We start from the raw sequence: 17890 nt of genomic DNA on the forward strand, positions 1-17890 counted from the left end.
CGGCACTCATCTCGTGGATCATGGATTCATGACAGAGCAGGCGCCGCAGGGCGTAGACCCCCACATTCCCAACGCGGCGCGTATGTACGACTTCTTTCTGGGCGGCAAGGACAATTTCCAGGCCGACAGAAACCTCGCGCAGATGGTCTTGAACGTGATGCCCGAGGTTCGCGAGGGGACCAGGGAGAACCGCGCGCTGATCGGGCGCGTGGTGAAGTACCTGTGCGAGCAGGGCATCACCCAGTTCCTGGACATCGGCTCCGGCCTGCCGGCGCAGGAGAACGTGCATGAGGTGGCCCACCGCCACGTTCCCGAGGCCCGCGTGGTCTACGTGGACGTCGACCCGGTGGTGGCCACGCACGGCAGGGCGATCTTGGCCGATCCGAACCGGGTGGCCATGGTGCACGGCGACGCCCGCCGGCCCGAGGAGATCCTGGCGAGCCCGGAGGTGCGCGGGCTGCTGGACTTCGACCGTCCCGTCGCGGTGCTCATGATGTTCCTGCTGCACATGATCACCGACGATGACGATCCGCAACGTTTCGTGGCCGTCTACCGCGAGGCGCTGGCGCCGGGCAGCTTTCTGGCGATCTCGCACGTGGGCAACGACGTCGCCACCGAGCGGACGGCCAAGGTCACCGAGTTCTACAAGAAGACGAACGCCGCGTTCACCCCGCGGCCCGGTAAGGAGATCGCCGCCTTCTTCGGCGACTTCGAGCTCATCCCGCCGGGCCTGGCCTCGGGGATCGGACCGCACATGGTGTGGCCGTTCGCCGATCCCGACAACCCCGTCTTCGTGGACGAGGACATGGCCCGCATGGGCTACGCGGGCATCGGCCGCAAAGCCTGAGAGCAGCCGGTCCCTGGGGTGCGGCGGAGCGGGCCGGCCAGAGTCGCTCTACCGGATCCCCATGGAAAGTTAATGACGGTGACGCTGGCCGTTCAATCCAGCCCTTTAGCTTCTGGGTGCAATCCCATGCACTGAGGAGACACACCTTGCGAGTCCTGGCCGTAGTTCCCGCCCGCGGAGGTTCGGCGGGCGTACCCCTGAAGAACCTCGCCCTGGTCGGGGGCGTCCCGCTCGTCACCCGCGCGGTGCGGGCCTGTCTGCGGGCCGAGCTCGTGGACCAGGTCGTGGTCAGCACCGACCACGCGGAGATCGCCGCGACCGCCCGGCGGGCCGGCGCGCTCGTCGTGGACCGCCCCGAGGAGCTGAGCGGCGCCACCGCCTCCAGCGAGTCGGCCGTGCTGCACGCGCTCGACGTGCTCGGGGAGCAGCCCGAGGTGGTCGTGCTCGTGCAGTGCACGAGCGCGTTCATCAACCCGGAGGACCTGTCCGCCGCGGTGCGCAAGGTGCTCGACGGCGAGGCCGACTCGGTGGTCTCGGGGCTGCCCACGCACGAGTTCCTCTGGACGGCCGCCGGCGGCGGGATCAACCACGACCCGGCCGTCCGGCCGCGCAGGCAGGAGCTGGCGGCCCAGTTCCGCGAGAACGGCGCCTTCTACGTCATGCGCGCCGCCGGCCTGCGCGAGCACGGTCACCGCTTCTTCGGCACGACCGCCGTCCAGCCGGTGCCCGCCCGGCACGCCATCGAGGTCGACAACCCCGAGGACCTGGAGCTCGTGCGCGCGCTCGCCCCGTTCATCGACGAGCCCGAGCCGATCGACGTCGACGCGGTCATCACCGACTTCGACGGCGTGCACACCGACGACCGCGCCTACGTCGACTCCGACGGCCGCGAGATGGTGCTGGTCAGCCGCTCGGACGGGATGGGCGTGTCGCTGCTGAAGCGGTCCGGGGTGAAGGTGCTGGTCATGTCGACCGAGCACAACCCGGTCGTGGCCGCCCGCGCCCGCAAGCTGGGCGTGCCGGTGCTGCAGGGACTGGCCGAGAAGCGCACGGTGCTGCGCGACTGGCTGACCATCGAGGGCCTCGACCCGGCCCGGGTGGCCTATGTCGGCAACGACGTCAACGACCTGGGCCCGATGGCCGAGGTCGGCTGGCCGGTCGCCACGCCGGACGCGCACCCGCGCGTGCGCGCCGCCGCCCGGGTGGTGCTGACCAGGCCCGGCGGCTCCGGCGCCGTACGCGAGCTGTGCGACCGCGTGGTGGCCGCCAAGCCCGAGCCGGCGGTGGCCGAGACACGGGTGCGGCCCAGACTGGGCCCGGTGGCGATCGGCGACGTGCTGGTCGGCGACGGCGAGCCCGTCTACGTGATCGGCGAGATCGGCATCAACCACAACGGCGACCTCGACCTGGCCCGCCGGCTCATCGACGTGGCGGCCGACGCCGGCTGCCAGGCGGTCAAGTTCCAGAAGCGCACGCCCGCGATCTGCGTGCCCGAGGAGCAGAAGGGCCAGATCAGGCAGACGCCGTGGGGCGAGATGACGTATCTGGAGTACAAGGAGCGCACCGAGTTCGGGCGGGACGAGTACCGCCAGATCGCGAAATATTGCGACGAGCGCAACCTGCACTGGTTCGCCTCGCCGTGGGACGCGCCGTCCGTGGAGTTCCTGGAGGACATGGACGTCCTCGTGCACAAGATCGCCTCGGCGAGCGTGGCCGACCACGAGCTGCTGCGTGCCCTGGCCGCCACCGGCAAGCCGCTCATCCTCTCGACGGGCATGTCCACGCTGTCGGAGATCGACCAGGCGGTGGAGATCCTCGGCACCGACAAGCTGATCATGATGCACGCGACGTCGACGTACCCGCTGCCGCCCGAAGAGGCGAACCTGCGCACGATCACGACGCTCAAGGAGCGCTACGGCGTCCCGGTCGGCTACTCCGGGCACGAGCGCGGCCTGCAGATCTCGCTGGCCGCCGTCACGCTCGGCGCGGTCTGCGTGGAGCGGCACATCACGCTCGACCGCACCATGTGGGGCTCCGACCACGCCGCCTCGCTGGAGCCGTCGGGGCTGGAGCACCTGGTACGCGACATCCGGATCATCGAGCAGGCCCTGGGCGACGGCGTCAAGCGCGTCTTCCCCGGCGAGGAGGCCCCGAAGGCCCGCCTGCGCCGGGTGACCGTCTGACCGCTCGTCCGCCAGGAGAGACACACCTTGATCACGCTCTCGGTCGTCGTCCCGATCCGGGACGGCGAGCGGTTCATCGCCGACGCGCTGACCTCGCTGCGCCGCAACGCCCGGCACGACTTCGAGTTCATCGTCGTGAACGACGGGTCCGTGGACGCCACGGGCGACATCATCGGCGACTTCGCCGATGATCTGCCCGGGCTGACCGTGGTGCGCAACCCCGTGCCCGTGGGGCTGGCCGACGCGCGCAACACGGGGCTGGCGGCCGCGTCCGGCCGGTACGTCACGTTCATGGACGGCGACGACTGGCTGGCGCCCGGCTACCTGGCCCGGCTCGTGGCCGCCATCGACGGGCTCGGCTGCGACTTCGTCCGCGTGGACCACGTGCAGGTCGAGGGCCGCAAACGGGTGGTGCACCGGGCTCCGCTGGCGCGGCGGGGCTCGGTGCTCGACCCTCGCGAGGCCATCCTGCCCGCCGGCGTGCGGACGATGGTGGACTACCCCTACGCCTGGGCCGGGATCTACCGGCGCTCCCTGGGCGACCTGCTGCACTTCCCCGGGTCGCTGCACACCGCCGAGGACCGGCCGTGGATCTGGCGGCTGCACCGGGAGGCCGCCACGTTCGCGGTGGCGTCGCTGGCCGGGCTGTTCTACCGGCGCCTGGTGCCGGGATCGCTGACGCAGGTCGGCGACGAGCGCCAGTTGCACTTCTTCGACGCGTTCGAGCTGGTGCTCAAGGAGCTGGAGCCGGAGTTCCTGCCCAAGGCGGCGCGCAACTTCTGCGCGCTGCTGGCCCACCATCTGGAGATCGGTGAGCGGTTCACTCCGGCGCTGCGCGCCCGCTTCGAGGAGCGCGGCGCGCAGATGGTGCGCTCGCTGCCTCCGGAGCTGGTGTCCGACGCGGTGGCGCGGATGTCCGTCGAACGCGAGAGCACGCTCAGGGCCCTGGTGCCCGACCTGCCCCCCAGTCCGCACGTCCGGGTCCGCCGTGACCGGGAGGAGTCCTAGGTGAAGGTCTTCTACGCCTCGACGCTGTTCGGGGCGATGTCGCTGGCCGCCGCCATCGACGACGGGCGTTTCGGCGAAGGCCCCCGCGTTCTCATCGTGTCGAACAACGCGGCGATCCCCGAGGTCTCGGCGCCGCTCGACCAGACGCCCGGTTTCGCCGTGTTGCGCTCGCGCTTCGAGCAGGTGCACTCCTGGAACGACATCATCGCGCCGCTGCACCCGTCGGACTGGCGGGCGCGGATCATCGAGGTGCCGATGATGGAGCGCCTCATCGGCGCCCACCTGCGCCTCGACGGGGTCGAGGAGCTGGTGCTGGAGTCGATCGCGGTGCCGCCGGCGCGGACGATCGCCGGGCTGGTGCGCGACTGCCCCATCACGGTCTACTCCGACGGGCTCATGAGCTACGGCCCGACGCGCGACCCGCTGCCGGCCGAGATCTTCCGCCGCATCGACCGGCTGATCCACCTGGACCTGGTGCCGGGCCTGACGCCGCTGCTGCTCAGCGAGTACGGCGTCGCGCCCGAGGTCCTGCCCGGCGAACGGTTCCTGTCGATCGTGCGCGAGGTGACCGCCACCGCCCCGGACATGATGGCCGGCCAGGCCGTCATCCTCGGCCAGTACCTGTCGGCCCTGGAGATCGTCACGCCGGAGGAGGAGGCCGGGCTGCACGAGACGATGCTCAGGGCGCTGGTCGCCCGCGGCCACACCGACGTCGTCTTCAAGCCGCATCCGGCGGCCGGCCGCCGGCACGCCCAGCTCCTGCGGGCCGCGGCCGCGCCGCTGGGCGTGCGGCTGTCGGTGGCCGGGGAGAGCGTGCCCGCCGAGGTGTGCTTCGCCGCGCTGCGGCCGGAGCTGGTCGTGGGCTGCTTCTCCACCGGGCTGGTGACCGCGCGGCGCTACTTCGGGCTGCCGGTCGCCTCCTTGGGCGCGGACCTGGTGCTCGACCGGCTCGCCCCGTACGAGAACAGCAACCGGATCCCGGCCACCGTCGTGCACGCGTCACTGCCGCGGCTGGCACCCGACGGCGTGATCGACCCGCCGCCGCCCGTGGACCTGCCGGAGCTGGTCCGGGCGGTGGGCTACTGCATGCAGCCCGACACCTACCCGGACCTGCGGCCGGCGGGCATCGAGTTCGACGCGCGCTACTTCAAGCGCAAGCGGCTGGAGACACTGGGCTTCGCGGAGCGGCCGACCGCGCTCTCCCGGCTCCGCAGGAAGATCCGCTCAGCGATCTGAGCCCGGCTCCCGGCTCCCGGGCCGCGAGCCGGGCTTTCGCCGGCTCAGGACTTCGGGTCCCCGGCCGCGAGCCGGCGCGTCGTTCAGCTCAGGGCTTTGAGGTAGCGGCGCATCCGGCGCTTGGCGCGGTAGCCCGCGCGCAACATCGAGGGATGCACCTCCACCCGCAGCCTGGCCCGGCGGCGCGCGGCGGCGTGCTCGGGCCCGTCGAGCAACGACCTGGCCGGCACCCGCGGCCGGGCGATCACCAGCCCGGCCAGCAGGCCCGCCCAGTCGTTGCGCTCCGCCGGATGGAAGTAGTTGGCCGCGCACCAGGCGGCCGAGGCGGCGCGGAAATCGCCCTCCGCCAGGTCGTCCAGGGTGCCCAGCAGGTCGCTGCCCTCGAACACCAGGTTGATCATCTCCGCGCTCACGCCGAAGTCGCCCAGCACCAGCGACGGCACCTCCAGCGCGATGGCCTCCAGCGCCGCCGTCGAGCTCACCGTGACGAACCCGGCCGCGCGGACGAGCTGGTCGTGCATCGACCCGGCCTCGAACGCCAGCCGCCCCGGCTCGCCCATCTCCCGCCACAACCGCTGGTAGTGGTGGCGCTCGTTGTGCGTCTGCCGCTCGTCCTCCAGCGCGCGCAGCTTGACCACCACGTCCAGGTCGGGACGGCGCCCGGCCAGGCCGGCCAGCGACGACAGGATGCGCTCGCGCTGCTCGCGCTCACGCGGCACCTTCGCCTGCGTGGCGAACACCACCCGGTTCCCGCCCGCCAGGGCATTCGGGACGCCCGAGCGCGGGCGCAGGAACGGCAGCCGGGCCAGGCCCACCGCCCCTCCCCCGCCGAGCTGGGCCGCGATCCGGGAGAACTCGGCCACCTCCCGCTCGCTGTGCACCACGAACAGGTCGCACCCGCTGCGGAACACCCACGCCTTCTCCGTCGCCGGCACCGAGATGCCGGGCAGCCCGCTGACGAACACCGGCCGGGGCCGCAGACCGGCCAGCACCTCGGCCACCAGCACGTCCACGACCGGCCCCGTACAGGCCACGAGGATCACGTCGGGCCGCGTCCGCTCCGCCGCCCTGCGCACGGAGCGCGCCGACAACAACGGCGGCGGCTCCCTGTCGCCGACGGCGGCGGCGATCTGCTCCGGGGAGGGCGCGATCGGCGTGCGCACCACCACCAGCTCCGTCACGCAGCCCGCGGGCAGGTCGTCGAGCAGGCAGGAGGCCCACTTCAGATACGAGTCGGAGTCGGCTATCGCCAACACTTTCAACCGGGCACTCCAGTCAGATGCGAGCGCAGGGCGGGCGCCGCCCTGCTGGTCCACCAGTCATCGGGAACGTCTACGGGCTCGACGGCGACGCCACGCGGGCCGAGCAGCACCCGCAGCGAGGTGATCGCGGTCGAGGGGAGGCTGAGCACGCGCTGTCCGGCGCCGAGTCCGCGCAGGGTGAGCTCGGCGGGCGCGCCGGCCTCGTGAACGGTGATGCCGGGACGCTCCCGGATCAGGGCCAGGTCCACGGGGTCCTCGCGGCGGTGCGGGTAGTAGGCCAGCGGCTCCTGGGAGGCCAGGTCCGTCAGCCAGCGCAGGTAACGGTCGCGATGCACGAGGCCGTTGCGCACCAGTGAGGTGCCGAGGACGACCGTACGCTCGGCGGGGCCCTCGGCGCTGGGCGGCTGGGAGCGCAACCAGGGGAAGTCGTGACGGACGAGGTCGACGCCCGCGCGGCGGACGGCGTCCTCCAGATCCTTGTCCACCTGCAGAGCGGTGAAGACCGAGACCCTGCTCAGGCGCAGTCTCAGCGCGGCGGCCACGCCGAGCGTGGCGCGGAGCCTGGTGGGCGTGGCGCGGGCGCGCAGCAGCGGCCGGAACGGGCCGGCCGCCAGCAGCTCCAGCAGGCGCAGGGTGGCCAGCCCGTCGTCGACGATGACGATGCGGCCGGGGCCGGAGAGCAGCCAGCGGAGCTGCACCCTGCCGGAGAAGGCGTCGCCGACGGCCCGCACGCGCCGGGGCATGCGCTCGCGCGGCTCGCCCAGCTCCAGGCCGCCGGGCAGGCCGAGGGACAGCAGCTCACGGCGGGTGGCCTTCAGCGGACGCAGCCCCGCCCGCGGCACGACGGTCGTCGTGGCCCCGAGGAGCCCGGCATGATGAGCCTCGACGGCGCACAGCATCTGGAGCGGGGACTCCACCCAGGCCGACGCCTGTCCGACCACTCGTTGCCCTCCCAGCCAGGTGATGGCCCGTTCATGTCCGCTTCAAGCTAGCCCCGCCGACTTAAGCGCTCAGAAACGGTGTGTGAACAATGGAGGGTATGAATTCGCTCATGCTCAACAGCGACGGCGTGCACATCCCGCAGCTCGGGTTCGGCGTCTGGCAGGTTCCCGGCGACGAGGCCGAGCAGGCCGTGCGCACGGCCTTCGAGAAGGGCTACCGGCACGTCGACACGGCCGCCGCCTACGACAACGAGGAGGGGGTCGGGCGCGCCGTGCGCGGTGGCGGGCTGCCGCGCGAGGAGGTGTTCGTCACCACCAAGTTGTGGAACGGCGACCACGGCCGCGCCGGTGAGGCCTTCGACGAGAGCCTGGCCAGGCTGGGCCTCGATTACGTCGATCTCTTCCTCATCCACTGGCCGGTGCCGCAGCAGGACAAGTACGTGCAGGCGTGGCGGGCGATGGAGAAGATCTACCGTGACGGGCGGGCCAAGGCCATCGGCACCTCGAACTTCACCGTCCAGGCCCTGACCCGGCTGATGGACGAGGCCGACATCACCCCGTCCATCAACCAGATCGAGCTGCACCCCTACTTCCAGCAGCGGGAGCTGCGGAACTTCCACGACGCCAACGGCATCCTGACGGAGGCGTGGAGCCCGCTCGGCCAGGGCAAGGGTCTGCTCGGCGATCCGGCGCTGGCGGTGTTGTCGGGCAAACACGGCAAGACACCCGCGCAGATCGTGCTCCGCTGGCACATCCAGCTCGGCAACGTGGTCATTCCCAAGTCCGTGACCCCGTCGCGGATCGCCGAGAACATCGACGTCTTCGACTTCGTCCTCAACCCCGAGGACATGGCCGCCATCGGCGCGATGAACAAGGGTGAACGCCTCGGGCCCGACCCGGCCACCTTCAACATGACCTGACCTGGGCCCCAAAGCCTCACCAGATATGGACCCGTTCTGACCGCTATGGCCGGAAAACGTCTACGATCTCCCGCGTGCGAGAATTTACGTGGGGAATAGCGGCGACAGGCGGCATCGCTCGGACCGTGGGCGCGGCCATCGTGGCGGAGCCGGGGATGCGTGTCGGCGCCGTCGGCTCCAGGGACCTGGGCCGGGCGCGCGACCTGGCCGCGACGCTGGGCGCGGAGTCGGCCTACGACTCCTATGAGCGGCTGTGCGCCGACCCGGCAGTGGACGCGATCTACGTGGCCACGCCGCACGCCCAGCACCTGGCGGTCGCCGAGGCCGCCATCGCCGCGGGCAAGGCGGTGTTGTGCGAGAAGCCGCTGGCCGCGACCCTGGCCGACGCCGAGAAGATGGTACGCCTGGCGCGGGAGGCGGGCGTGTTCCTGATGGAGGCCATGTGGATGCGGTTCAACCCGCTCATCCAGCGGGTGGCGGCCGATCCGCGCTTCGGCGAGCTCCGCTCGGTGCAGGCCTCCTTCGGCTTCACCCTGCCCTACGATCCCGCGCACCGGCTGTGGGCGCCGGAACTGGGCGGCGGCGCCCTGCTCGACCTGGGGATCTACCCGTTCGGCCTGGCTCAGCTCCTCCTTGGCATGCCCGACGACCTGCGGATCACCGGGTCACTGGCGCCCAACGGGGTGGACGCGGAGGCGGGCGGCGTGCTGCTCTATCCGGGTGGCAGGAAGGCCCTGGTGGAGACCTCTTTGCTCGCGACTTACCCGAACGACGCCCGTGTCGTGGGCACCCAGATGCGGGCGGAGATCCAGGCGCCGTTCTGGGCCCCGCAGCGGATTCTCCTCACCGGGCCCTCCATGGAGCCGGAAGAGCTCGTGCTCGATCCGGCGGACAACGGATACGCCGGGGAGCTCCGCGAGGTCCGCGCGGCCACGGCCGAGGGCAGGACCGAAAGTTCGATCATGCCCCTTGACGAATCCCTTGCCATGATGGGGCTTCTGGCCGACGCTCGCGGGCAACTTGCCTAGCGGAAGCTTTATCCACTTGTAATCCTCTTGCCGCATGTATTACCTTATGAGGCATCTCGTGGCATACGTCCGGTTTGTCCGGAAATGTCCAACCATCGCATGACACATCACAGGAACGTCCTGTGACCGCTGAATCCGCCCCTGGGCGGAACCGGGGACCCATGTCCTTTGGGGTGAATCGGCACTTCGGTGCCGTAGGGCAGCTTCCACGCCCGAACCCGTCAGCTAACCCGGTAAGCGGCATGGAAGCAAGGAGTAACCCCCTCGATGGCCAAACACCGTATCCTCTCTGCCCCGAAGACCACCATCGCCCGCGCCCTCCTCGGCGCCACCATCGCCGCCTCCGCGTTCGGAGCCCACACCGCCACGGCCAGCGCCGACGCCGCCACCGGAGCCGCCGCGGCCACCGCCGCGAGGCACCCGGACACCGCCCTGGCCGCCCGCAAGGCCGCCAAGGACGAGACCACGGTCAACGTCACCGCCGCGCAGGTTCTCGACTTCGCCAGATCTCAGGTCGGCACCTCGGAGAACGCCAACGGCGGCGGCACCAAGTTCCAGGAGTGGTACGCCGGCTCGAAGCGCGCCGCCGAGACCATCGCCCGTGACGGCGGCAACCGCGCCGCCTACCTGAACGCCGCCTGGTGCTCGATGTTCGTGTCCTGGGTCGGCGAGCAGACCGGTGCCCGCCCGCAGGTCGGCTGGGACGCCTACACCGTCGCCCACGCCAAGTGGTTCAAGGCCAACCACCGCTTCGGCACCGACGCCAAGCCCGGCGCCGTCGTCTTCTTCTCCTGGAGCGGCAGCAAGGACATCGACGACATCCAGCACGTCGGGTTCGTCGTGAAGGACAACGAGAACGGCACCATCTCCACCATCGAGGGTAACACCGGCAACGGCGCCGTCGAAGAGCGGGTCCGGCCGAAGGGCCAGGTCGTCGGCTACGGCTACCCCGACTACCGCGCCTGATCGCACTTCGGTAGAAAGAGCGCGCGTCCCACCCGGGACGCGCGCTCTTCCGCGTTCACCCGGCACCGGGGTCACCGTTCCAGGAAGAAGCCGGCCAGTGCGCGGGCGACGGCGGCGGGGTCGTTCTCCATCGGGATGTGACCGGCCCGCGGGATGCGGACGAGTCTGGTGTTCGGCATCTCGGCGGCGAACCGTTCGGCGTGCCGTACCTCCTGGAAGGTGTCGTCCTCGCCCCACACCAGCAGTTTCGGCCTCTCATCGGCCTTGAGCGCGGGCACGAGGTCGAGGGTGTAGCGGCTGTCGGCCGCGCCCGCCAGCGCCATCCACGACCGGCAGACCCGCGGGTCGTTCCACGGGTCGAGATAGCCGGCCAGCTCCGCCTCCGAGGCCGGGCGGCCCAGGGCGGTCGTCACCGCCGTGCGCCGGGCGGCCAGCAGCTCCGCCACGGTCGTGGCGGCCACCACGGCCGGGTCGCGGAAGCGGGCCACGCCGGGCACCGGCCAGGAGTCGTACAGGACCGAGTTCACCAGCGCCAGCCGGCCCACGAAACCGCCGGCCAGCAGGTGCTGGGCGACGGCGCCGCCGATGTCGTGCCCGGCCACCGCCAGCGGTTCGCCGGCCCCGGAGACGGACGCGTACGCGGCGGCGAACCGCCCCACCCACTCCGCCAGCGCGGGCACGGTCGCGGTCGCCGCCGTGAGCTCCCCTGCCGAACGCCCCAGCCCCGGCAGGTCGACCGCGACGGGACGCAGACCGGCCGCCGCCAGGTCGCCGAGCACCGGCTGCCAGACCCGGCTCCAGTAGGTGCCGTGCAGCAGCAGGACCACCGGGCCCCGCTCCCCCGCCGTCAGAAAGCCGGCCTGCCGGCCGTCTACCTCGATCGTCATTCGCTTGCCCATGGCATAACGATCGGGTGCTGATCATGGCGTGGTCAAATACCAGTTAGGGTATGTCGGCATGACATTGGCGCAGCTCAGAGTGCTCGTCGCGGTCGCCGGGCACGGCGGCTTCACCGCCGCCGCCGAGCACCTCGGCATGTCGCAGCCCGCCGTCAGCCGGGCCATCGCCACCCTCGAACGCGAGCTCGGCGCGCCCCTGTTCGTGCGTCACCGAGACGGCATCGCCCTCACCGAGGCCGGCCGCCGGGCGCTCGACCGCACCCGCGAGACGTTGCGGCACTTCGACCTCATCCGCGCCGACGTCGCCTCCGCCGCCGGACAGGTCACCGGGGAGCTGCGCCTGGCCAGCCTGCCCAGCGCCACCGGGACGCTCGTCGCCCGGCTGCTGCGCGCCTTCACCGACCGCTACCCGCAGGTCCGGGTTCGCCTGTTCGAAGGCGTCGACGACGACATCCGCGCCTGGTTGCGCGCCGGGGCCGCCGAGGTGGGCGTGGTCACCCTGCCCGCGCCCGGCCTGCACACCATCCCGCTCAGCACGCACGACATGGTGGCCGTCGTTCCCGCACGCCGCCTTTACATTGTAGATTTCTACGGACTGTCCGGATCACCAACGGCGGGCGGGCCCGGCCATGCTCGCCACCAGCAGGACCGCGGCGCACGCCTACGAAAGCCCCAGGTCCCGGCGCACGCGGGCGTAGCGGCGCCCTGGCAGGGGAGACGCAGCCGACCACGGCAAGATCTCCGGCATGCGCCTGCCCGCGTCCGCCAGCATGCGCTGCGCGCGGGTCAGGTGCCCGCCGAAGTAGAACGCGGCGCCGAACAAGTGCATGGCGTCCAAGGCGCGCGGATGTGGCCGGCTGCCGTCACGCCATTTGCCGGCCGCCTCGATCAGCGAGTCCGCCACGTCGGAGCTGCCGAAGTAGGCCTCCAGGAGGCCCTGAGCAGGTTGCTCAGTGCCGTTGATCTCACTCCACACGATCTCGAAGTGAGCCAGCGGCACCATGGCGGTCACCGGGTCGCCCGGACGCGCGGACGCCGTCACCTTTCGGGCGAAGGCGAGCAGTTGTTCGTCAGAGCCGTACCATTTCGCGCACAGTGCCTGAGCTCGGCCGTAATGTCCGAGGTACAACTGGGAATCGCGAGCGGTCAGCTCCGTCCAGATACGGTCGAGCTCCTGCCTGCCTGCTTGCATGCCGATCCCGTGCCACTGCAGCCGGTCCCACGGCACGGGATCGTCCGGCAACTCCTCGGCGGCCTGCTGCAGCGGGCCGGCCGCGCTCGACAGCACCTGCAGGAAACGGACGAAGCGGTCCTCGCCCACGTACGCGGCGGAAAACCCGCCGCGAATCGCCCATGCCTGCTGAATGCGCGCGGCGCCAAGCCAGAGCAGCCCGTCGGCGTTGTCCCCGGCCAGCCGAGCCAACGCCTCCGTATGTGAGGCGGCGGCGATCGCCAGCTGTTCGACGCGAAGCGCTCGCCGTTCGTTGTCGCCGCGCGCTTGGCCGATCAGGTCCAGCCCGGACTCCAGCCGTCCGGCTTTCACCTGCGGCAAGACCTGTTCCAGCGCTGGGTCGTCCCAGGACCTCCCCAGCCGCATCCGCGAGGTCTTGTCGAGCGCATCAAGGAACGCCCGGATCACCCTTATCAACGACATGCGTGATCAATACCGTAAGCGACCCCAGAGCGGCAACGGGCCACGGGGCCCGGACGTGATCGCTCAGTGGCGGGCGGGGGCGGCGTCGCCGACCTGCTGGAAGATCACCGAGGTGCCGCCGGCCTGGCACTCTCGGGACTGTACGAAGAGGGACGCCGGGCGGATCAGATCGTGACGCAGATCCCGTCTTCGATCGATCGGCCGTCGCGCTCAAGACCGCCACAGACCAGCTTCGCCTGCGCCTGCTCGTAGCCCACCGCCCACCGATGAGACGCGGCGTTCACCTTCGGGGAGTGGAAATTGCCCCAGTAGGCGCGGAGCGTCCCGGGGAGGCCGTCCCTGGTCCTGACGGTGATGTCCTGGACGAACCGGTTGTGGTGCGCGGTCATGACGCAGATATACGTGCCGCACTGTGTGTGGACTTCGGCACTGGCTGGAGTGGCAGCGAGCAGGGGGACGACAGAGGCCCCGAGAAGAGCCGCGAGCTTCTTGATGCGCCTGGACATGGTCAGCCTCTCTCGTTGATCATCTGGCAGCCCATCCTCTCGGACTGATTACTTAGCGTCAATAGCTCGTAACAATTCGCGATGATGGCTTCGGATCTTGAATGAGCGACGGCAAGATCACAACCCTGCGCGGCATCGCCGTCCCCACCCGCCTCGCCGGGGCCTGGCGGCAGCACGAACCGGGCACACCGCCCATTACCCAGTGGTGACCCAAAAGGTGTTCGTGAATGAAGCCGGCCTGCTCCGCTTCCGGTTCCACCGTCTCTTTCCGGTGAAAGCATGCCCAGAAGACATCGTCCGGGTGTTGCTTCGCCCCGTGCGCAGATTCAGGTCGAATGTGTCCCGGTTAAACGCTCCTGGGCGCCGGCGGGTGAGCTCGCCACACGCGGTGGCCCAGAGGCGACCGGCCTCGTCGTTCAGCGCCTAGTGCCGGATCACCCGCTCGTCCGGTGTCCCGGCAACAGTCTCCAGCGTCATCTCGGGTTGTCGACAACGAATTCCATGACGCGCGCCTAAAGAGGGACGGCGTCCGCGAAGGATGGCCTTCCGGGCAAATGACCGCTGAATGTCCGGTCAATGTCTCTCGGCACCAGAATCCGGCACACCCATAAGACGAGGAAACCAGCCGGTTGTGACAGGTACAGCGCCGGCGGACCGGGGGGTGGCCGCCGGAGACCGGACTCCAGTACGTTCTGGGCGGCGTCGCCGCCCGGCTCTTCGCCGGACGAGGATTGTTTCGCGGGCCGTGTCGATCCGCGACGCCGGCGTTCGACGCGTTGCCGGGATCGGTCGTACGGCCGGTTCGGGACGACAGGAAGGCGACACCGATGAAGTTCATGATCGTGGGCAAGGGCAACGCGGAGACCGAGGCGGGGGTGCTGCCCAGCCAGGAACTCGTCGACGACATGCACGCCTACAACGAGTCGCTGACCAAGGCGGGGGTGCTGCTGGCGGGCGAAGGGCTCTATCCGAGCTCGCGGGGAGCGCAGATCTCCTACAGCGGCGGCCGGGCGAGTGTCATCGACGGGCCCTTCACCGAGGCCAAGGAGCTCATCGCCGGATTCTGGCTGATCCAGGTGAAGTCACGCGAGGAGGCCATCGAGTGGGCCCTGCGGGTGCCGGTGCCGCCGGGGCACGAAGGGGTCGGGCTGGACGTCTGGCAGCTGTTCGACGCCTCCGACCTGCCTGACGACTCGATGCCGGCGAACGTGCGCGAGTACGAGGAGGCGCTGCGGGAGCGGCTGCGCGCCGACTCCTGACGCTGACGCCGGGCGGACGCCACGACCGGGCGATGCCGGCCGACCGGACTGCGGTGACCGGGCGGGCGGGTGGCGGGCAGGGTTGCGCCGCGGGGCCGGGTGCTGCTCTCATGAGCCGGTGGTGGCTTCAGACACGCATCGCGCGATCGAAGCGGTTTGGCGCATCGAGGCGCCCCGGCTCATCGCCGGGCTCGCCGGGCTGGTGCGCGACGTCGGCCTGGCCGAGGAGCTGGCGCAGGACGCGCTGGTCGCCGCCCTGGAGCAGTGGCCGGAGTCCGGCGTGCCGCGCAACCCGGGCGCCTGGCTGATGACGGTGTCCAAGCGCCGCGCCATCGACCTGATCCGCAGGAACGAGCGCCTCGAACGGAACCTGTCCGAGCTCGGCCACCGGCTGGAGAGCGCCGAGGAGCGGCCGCCCGAGCCGGACGAGATCGAGGACGATCTGCTGCGGCTGGTGTTCACCGCGTGCCATCCCGCCCTGTCCAAGGAGGCGCGGGTGGCGCTGACGCTGCGCGTGCTCGGCGGCCTGACCACCGACGAGATCGCGCGGGCGTTCCTGGTGCCGGAGTCCACGGTGGCCCAGCGGATCGTGCGGGCCAAGCGCACGCTGGCCGACCAGCGGATCCCCTTCGAGGTGCCGCAGGGCGCGCAGTTGTCGGCCCGGCTGGCGGCCGTGCTGGAGGTCATCTACCTCGTCTTCAACGAGGGCTATTCGGCGACGGCCGGCGACGACTGGATGCGCCCCGCGCTGTGCGAGGACGCGCTCCGGCTGGGCCGGGTGCTGGCGGGCCTGATGCCGAAGGAGCCGGAGGTGCACGGGCTGGTGGCGCTCATGGAGATCCAGGCGTCCAGGTCGGCCGCCCGGGTGAGCTCGTCCGGGGAGCCGATCCTGCTGCTGGAGCAGAACCGGGCAAGGTGGGACCAGCTCCTCATCCGGCGCGGCCTGGCCGCGCTCGACCACGCCGAGAAGCTCGCCGGGACACTCGGCCCCTACACCCTGCAGGCCGCCATCGCCGCATGTCACGCGCGGGCCGCCGGCCCCGAGGACACCGACTGGGTACGCATCGCCGCCCTGTACGAGTCGCTCGCCAGGACGTCCCGATCCCCCATCGTCGAGCTCAACCGGGCGGTCGCGCTCTCCATGGCGTACGGACCCGCGACCGGCCTCGAACTCCTCGACCAGATCGTGGACGAGCCGGCGCTCAAGGAGTATCACCTGCTGCCGAGCGTACGCGGGGACCTGCTGTTCAAGCTGGGGCGGCGAGCGGAGGCCCGCGCGGAGTTCGAGCGCGCGGCCGCCCTGACCCGCAACGCCCGCGAACGAGCTCTGCTGAGGGAACGCGCCGCCGCCTGCTGACGCCCCTGCGCTCCCCTGGTGCTCCTCCCCATGCTTCTCGGACGACCGGCCTCCCCGTGCTCGCGGACGACCGGCCGGCGCCCCGCCGTGGGACGAGAGTACTGCACCCGCGCGGAGCGGGGCACACGTCCCGGCCGGCCGCTGGGAGCGTTCCCAGCAGACGGTGACTGGGCTTGTGACCACGAGAAAGAGCGCAGGGTGCGGGTGACATGCCCTTGATCCGGCACAAAAGATGTCTCTTGTGATGGGAGCGCTCCCAATCAGGCGATTGAGAGGTTTAACGTTCAAAATCCGATTTCACGGCGACAAATCGCCTCAAAGGTAACGGTTGCGTTTCGGTGGATTGACGTGCTGGGCCGGTAAGTGCACCCTTTGTGGGAGCGCTCCCAAAGACTCCCACCGCGGCGGAGCGTGTGCCGCGGTGCACCTCCCCAAACATTCACCCGAGAAGGGGTCCACCATGATGATCAGTAGGCGTCGCGGCGGTCTTGCCGCGGCCTCGGCCCTGGCCGCGGCGGCACTGACCGTCGCATCGTGCGGTTCGGGCAGCACCCCGGCGGCCAGTGGCGCTCCCGCCTCCTCCGCGGCGGCGGAGCCGGTCACGATCCGTGTGCAGACCTTCGGCGGCGGCACCAACTTCGGCTACAAGAACGCGATCACGAAGTGGAACGCCGAGCACAAGGACATCCAGATCAAGGAAGAGCACCTCACCGACCAGTTCGAGCAGCAGTACTGGCCGCAGATGATCCAGTGGCTGCAGGCCGGTAACGGCGCCGGCGACGTGGTCGGCATCGACGAGGGCGGCATGGGCCTGGCCAAGGCGCACCCCGAGTGGTGGGCCGACCTGAAGGAGTTCGGCCTGGAGTCCCGTAAGGCCGACTTCCCGGCCTGGAAGTGGGAGAACGGCGTCAGCGCCGACGGCAAGCTCTTCGGCCTCGGCACCGACATCGGCGGCATGAGCATCTGCTACCGCACGGACCTGTTCAAGAAGGCCGGCCTGCCGACCGACCGTACCGAGGTCAGCGCCCTGTGGCCGAGCTGGGACGAGTTCATGAACGTCGGCAAGACGTTCCAGTCGAAGGTGAAGGACAGCAAGTTCACCGACGGCACGAACACCCTCTACCAGGTGGTCCTGTACCAGGAGGCGGCCAAGAACGGCAACGTCACCTACTTCGACCAGCAGAACAACCTCATCGTCGACAAGAACCCGGCGGTGAAGGCGGGCTACGACTTCGCCCAGAAGATGAGCCAGCAGGGGCTGACCGCCAAGCTGCGCAACTTCACCGACGAGTGGGCGGCGGGCACCCAGAAGGGCGCGTTCGCCACGGTCGGCTGCCCGTCCTGGATGCTCGGCGTGGTGACCGGCAACGCCGGTGACGGCGGCAAGGGCAAGTGGGACGTGGCCTCGGTTCCCGGCGGCGGCGGCAACTGGGGCGGCTCCTGGGTGGCCGTGCCCAAGCAGTCCAAGCACCCGAAGGAGGCCGCGGCGGTCGCCGACTACCTGACCAACGCGCAGACCGAGGCGAGCATCTTCACCGACTTCGGCAACATGCCGAGCAACACCAAGGCTCAGCAGGACCCGTCGGTACAGGGCGCCAAGAACGAGTTCTTCAACGACGCCCCCATCGGTGAGATCTTCGCCAAGTCCGCCTCCAGCCTCCAGCCGGTCTTCCTGGGTGTGAAGCACGCCCAGGTCAAGAACGCCATCGAGTCCGTCATCCAGGGCATGGACGACGGCTCCGTCTCCTACGACAAGGCCTGGCAGCAACTCGTCGACGACGCGGTGAAGGCCGCGGGCTGATCTTCCCCGCCCGGCCCGCGACC

15 protein-coding genes, 1 pseudogene and 1 riboswitch are annotated in these 17890 nt (G+C 70.5%); of the genes and pseudogenes, 11 read left to right on the plus strand and 5 right to left on the minus strand.

What is annotated here, in order from left to right; genetic code table 11:
- Nucleotides 1-28 precede the first annotated feature (28 nt).
- The 4 genes from ACWD0F_RS15820 (at nt 29) to ACWD0F_RS15835 (ending at nt 5274) form a co-directional block, all read left to right on the plus strand.
- On the plus strand, nt 29-847 hold the full coding sequence (locus tag ACWD0F_RS15820; protein ID WP_449875896.1) for an SAM-dependent methyltransferase: 819 nt from the start codon (nt 29-31) through the stop codon (nt 845-847).
- 146 nt (nt 848-993) lie between these two features.
- Complete coding sequence (locus ACWD0F_RS15825) at nt 994-3030, plus strand: N-acetylneuraminate synthase family protein (protein ID WP_449875898.1); 2037 nt, start codon at nt 994-996, stop codon at nt 3028-3030.
- 27 nt (nt 3031-3057) lie between these two features.
- Nucleotides 3058-4038 (plus strand): glycosyltransferase family 2 protein, encoded by a 981-nt coding sequence (locus tag ACWD0F_RS15830; protein ID WP_449875900.1) that lies wholly within the window; start codon nt 3058-3060, stop codon nt 4036-4038.
- Entirely contained in the window at nt 4039-5274 is a 1236-nt protein-coding gene (locus ACWD0F_RS15835; protein WP_449875901.1) for a polysialyltransferase family glycosyltransferase, read from the plus strand.
- A gap of 83 nt (nt 5275-5357) precedes the next feature.
- On the opposite strand, the gene ACWD0F_RS15840 is transcribed toward ACWD0F_RS15835, so the two are convergent.
- Both ACWD0F_RS15840 and ACWD0F_RS15845 read right to left on the minus strand, forming a co-directional pair.
- The gene (locus ACWD0F_RS15840) at nt 5358-6530 is read right to left on the minus strand and encodes a DUF6716 putative glycosyltransferase (protein ID WP_449876319.1); all 1173 of its coding nucleotides are present in this window, start codon (nt 6528-6530) and stop codon (nt 5358-5360) included.
- A gap of 2 nt (nt 6531-6532) precedes the next feature.
- Nucleotides 6533-7477, minus strand: coding sequence for a hypothetical protein (locus ACWD0F_RS15845; RefSeq protein ID WP_449875903.1), 945 nt, complete (start codon nt 7475-7477; stop codon nt 6533-6535).
- A 98-nt stretch (nt 7478-7575) separates the two neighbouring features.
- On the opposite strand from ACWD0F_RS15845, the gene ACWD0F_RS15850 reads away from it, so the two are divergent.
- The 3 genes from ACWD0F_RS15850 to ACWD0F_RS15860 all read left to right on the plus strand — a co-directional run bounded on the left by ACWD0F_RS15850 (nt 7576) and on the right by ACWD0F_RS15860 (nt 10391).
- Complete coding sequence (locus tag ACWD0F_RS15850; RefSeq protein ID WP_449875905.1) at nt 7576-8397, plus strand: aldo/keto reductase; 822 nt, start codon at nt 7576-7578, stop codon at nt 8395-8397.
- 74 nt (nt 8398-8471) lie between these two features.
- Complete coding sequence (locus ACWD0F_RS15855; RefSeq protein ID WP_449875907.1) at nt 8472-9425, plus strand: Gfo/Idh/MocA family protein; 954 nt, start codon at nt 8472-8474, stop codon at nt 9423-9425.
- A gap of 117 nt (nt 9426-9542) precedes the next feature.
- Nucleotides 9543-9680: riboswitch (cyclic di-AMP (ydaO/yuaA leader) on the plus strand.
- Between the two features lie 12 nt (nt 9681-9692).
- Nucleotides 9693-10391, plus strand: coding sequence for a CHAP domain-containing protein (locus tag ACWD0F_RS15860; protein WP_449875909.1), 699 nt, complete (start codon nt 9693-9695; stop codon nt 10389-10391).
- Between the two features lie 71 nt (nt 10392-10462).
- Here ACWD0F_RS15860 and ACWD0F_RS15865 read toward each other — a convergent pair whose 3' ends face one another.
- A complete protein-coding gene (locus ACWD0F_RS15865; RefSeq protein ID WP_449875911.1) occupies nt 10463-11290 on the minus strand; it encodes an alpha/beta fold hydrolase in 828 nt (275 codons plus the stop codon).
- 58 nt (nt 11291-11348) lie between these two features.
- Here ACWD0F_RS15865 and ACWD0F_RS15870 point away from each other — a divergent pair.
- Nucleotides 11349-11798 (plus strand): annotated as a pseudogene (locus tag ACWD0F_RS15870) (LysR family transcriptional regulator); the annotation flags it as partial.
- A gap of 153 nt (nt 11799-11951) precedes the next feature.
- Here the strand turns inward: ACWD0F_RS15870 and ACWD0F_RS15875 are convergent.
- Together ACWD0F_RS15875 and ACWD0F_RS15880 are read right to left on the minus strand one after the other, a co-directional pair.
- Entirely contained in the window at nt 11952-12929 is a 978-nt protein-coding gene (locus ACWD0F_RS15875; protein WP_449876331.1) for a hypothetical protein, read from the minus strand.
- Between the two features lie 179 nt (nt 12930-13108).
- On the minus strand, nt 13109-13333 hold the full coding sequence (locus ACWD0F_RS15880; RefSeq protein ID WP_449875913.1) for a hypothetical protein: 225 nt from the start codon (nt 13331-13333) through the stop codon (nt 13109-13111).
- Between the two features lie 944 nt (nt 13334-14277).
- Here ACWD0F_RS15880 and ACWD0F_RS15885 point away from each other — a divergent pair.
- The 3 genes from ACWD0F_RS15885 (at nt 14278) to ACWD0F_RS15895 (ending at nt 17867) form a co-directional block, all read left to right on the plus strand.
- A complete protein-coding gene (locus ACWD0F_RS15885) occupies nt 14278-14709 on the plus strand; it encodes a YciI family protein (protein WP_449875915.1) in 432 nt (143 codons plus the stop codon).
- 118 nt (nt 14710-14827) lie between these two features.
- Nucleotides 14828-16066, plus strand: a complete 1239-nt coding sequence (locus ACWD0F_RS15890; protein ID WP_449875917.1) for an RNA polymerase sigma factor — start codon at nt 14828-14830, stop codon at nt 16064-16066.
- Between the two features lie 460 nt (nt 16067-16526).
- Nucleotides 16527-17867 (plus strand): ABC transporter substrate-binding protein, encoded by a 1341-nt coding sequence (locus tag ACWD0F_RS15895; protein WP_449875919.1) that lies wholly within the window; start codon nt 16527-16529, stop codon nt 17865-17867.
- Nucleotides 17868-17890 lie beyond the last annotated feature (23 nt).

The sequence above is a fragment of the Nonomuraea sp. NPDC002799 genome, assembly GCF_053592075.1.

Excerpts from the sequence above, each read along its gene's own strand:
- ACWD0F_RS15820 (WP_449875896.1), top strand. The coding sequence starts at position 29 with ATGACAGAGCAGGCGCCGCAGGGCGTAGACCCCCACATTCCCAACGCG.
- ACWD0F_RS15850 (WP_449875905.1), top strand. The coding sequence starts at position 7,576 with ATGAATTCGCTCATGCTCAACAGCGACGGCGTGCACATCCCGCAGCTC.
- ACWD0F_RS15860 (WP_449875909.1), top strand. The coding sequence starts at position 9,693 with ATGGCCAAACACCGTATCCTCTCTGCCCCGAAGACCACCATCGCCCGC.
- ACWD0F_RS15865 (WP_449875911.1), bottom strand. The coding sequence starts at position 11,290 with ATGGGCAAGCGAATGACGATCGAGGTAGACGGCCGGCAGGCCGGCTTT.
- ACWD0F_RS15880 (WP_449875913.1), bottom strand. The coding sequence starts at position 13,333 with ATGACCGCGCACCACAACCGGTTCGTCCAGGACATCACCGTCAGGACC.
- ACWD0F_RS15885 (WP_449875915.1), top strand. The coding sequence starts at position 14,278 with ATGAAGTTCATGATCGTGGGCAAGGGCAACGCGGAGACCGAGGCGGGG.
- ACWD0F_RS15895 (WP_449875919.1), top strand. The coding sequence starts at position 16,527 with ATGATGATCAGTAGGCGTCGCGGCGGTCTTGCCGCGGCCTCGGCCCTG.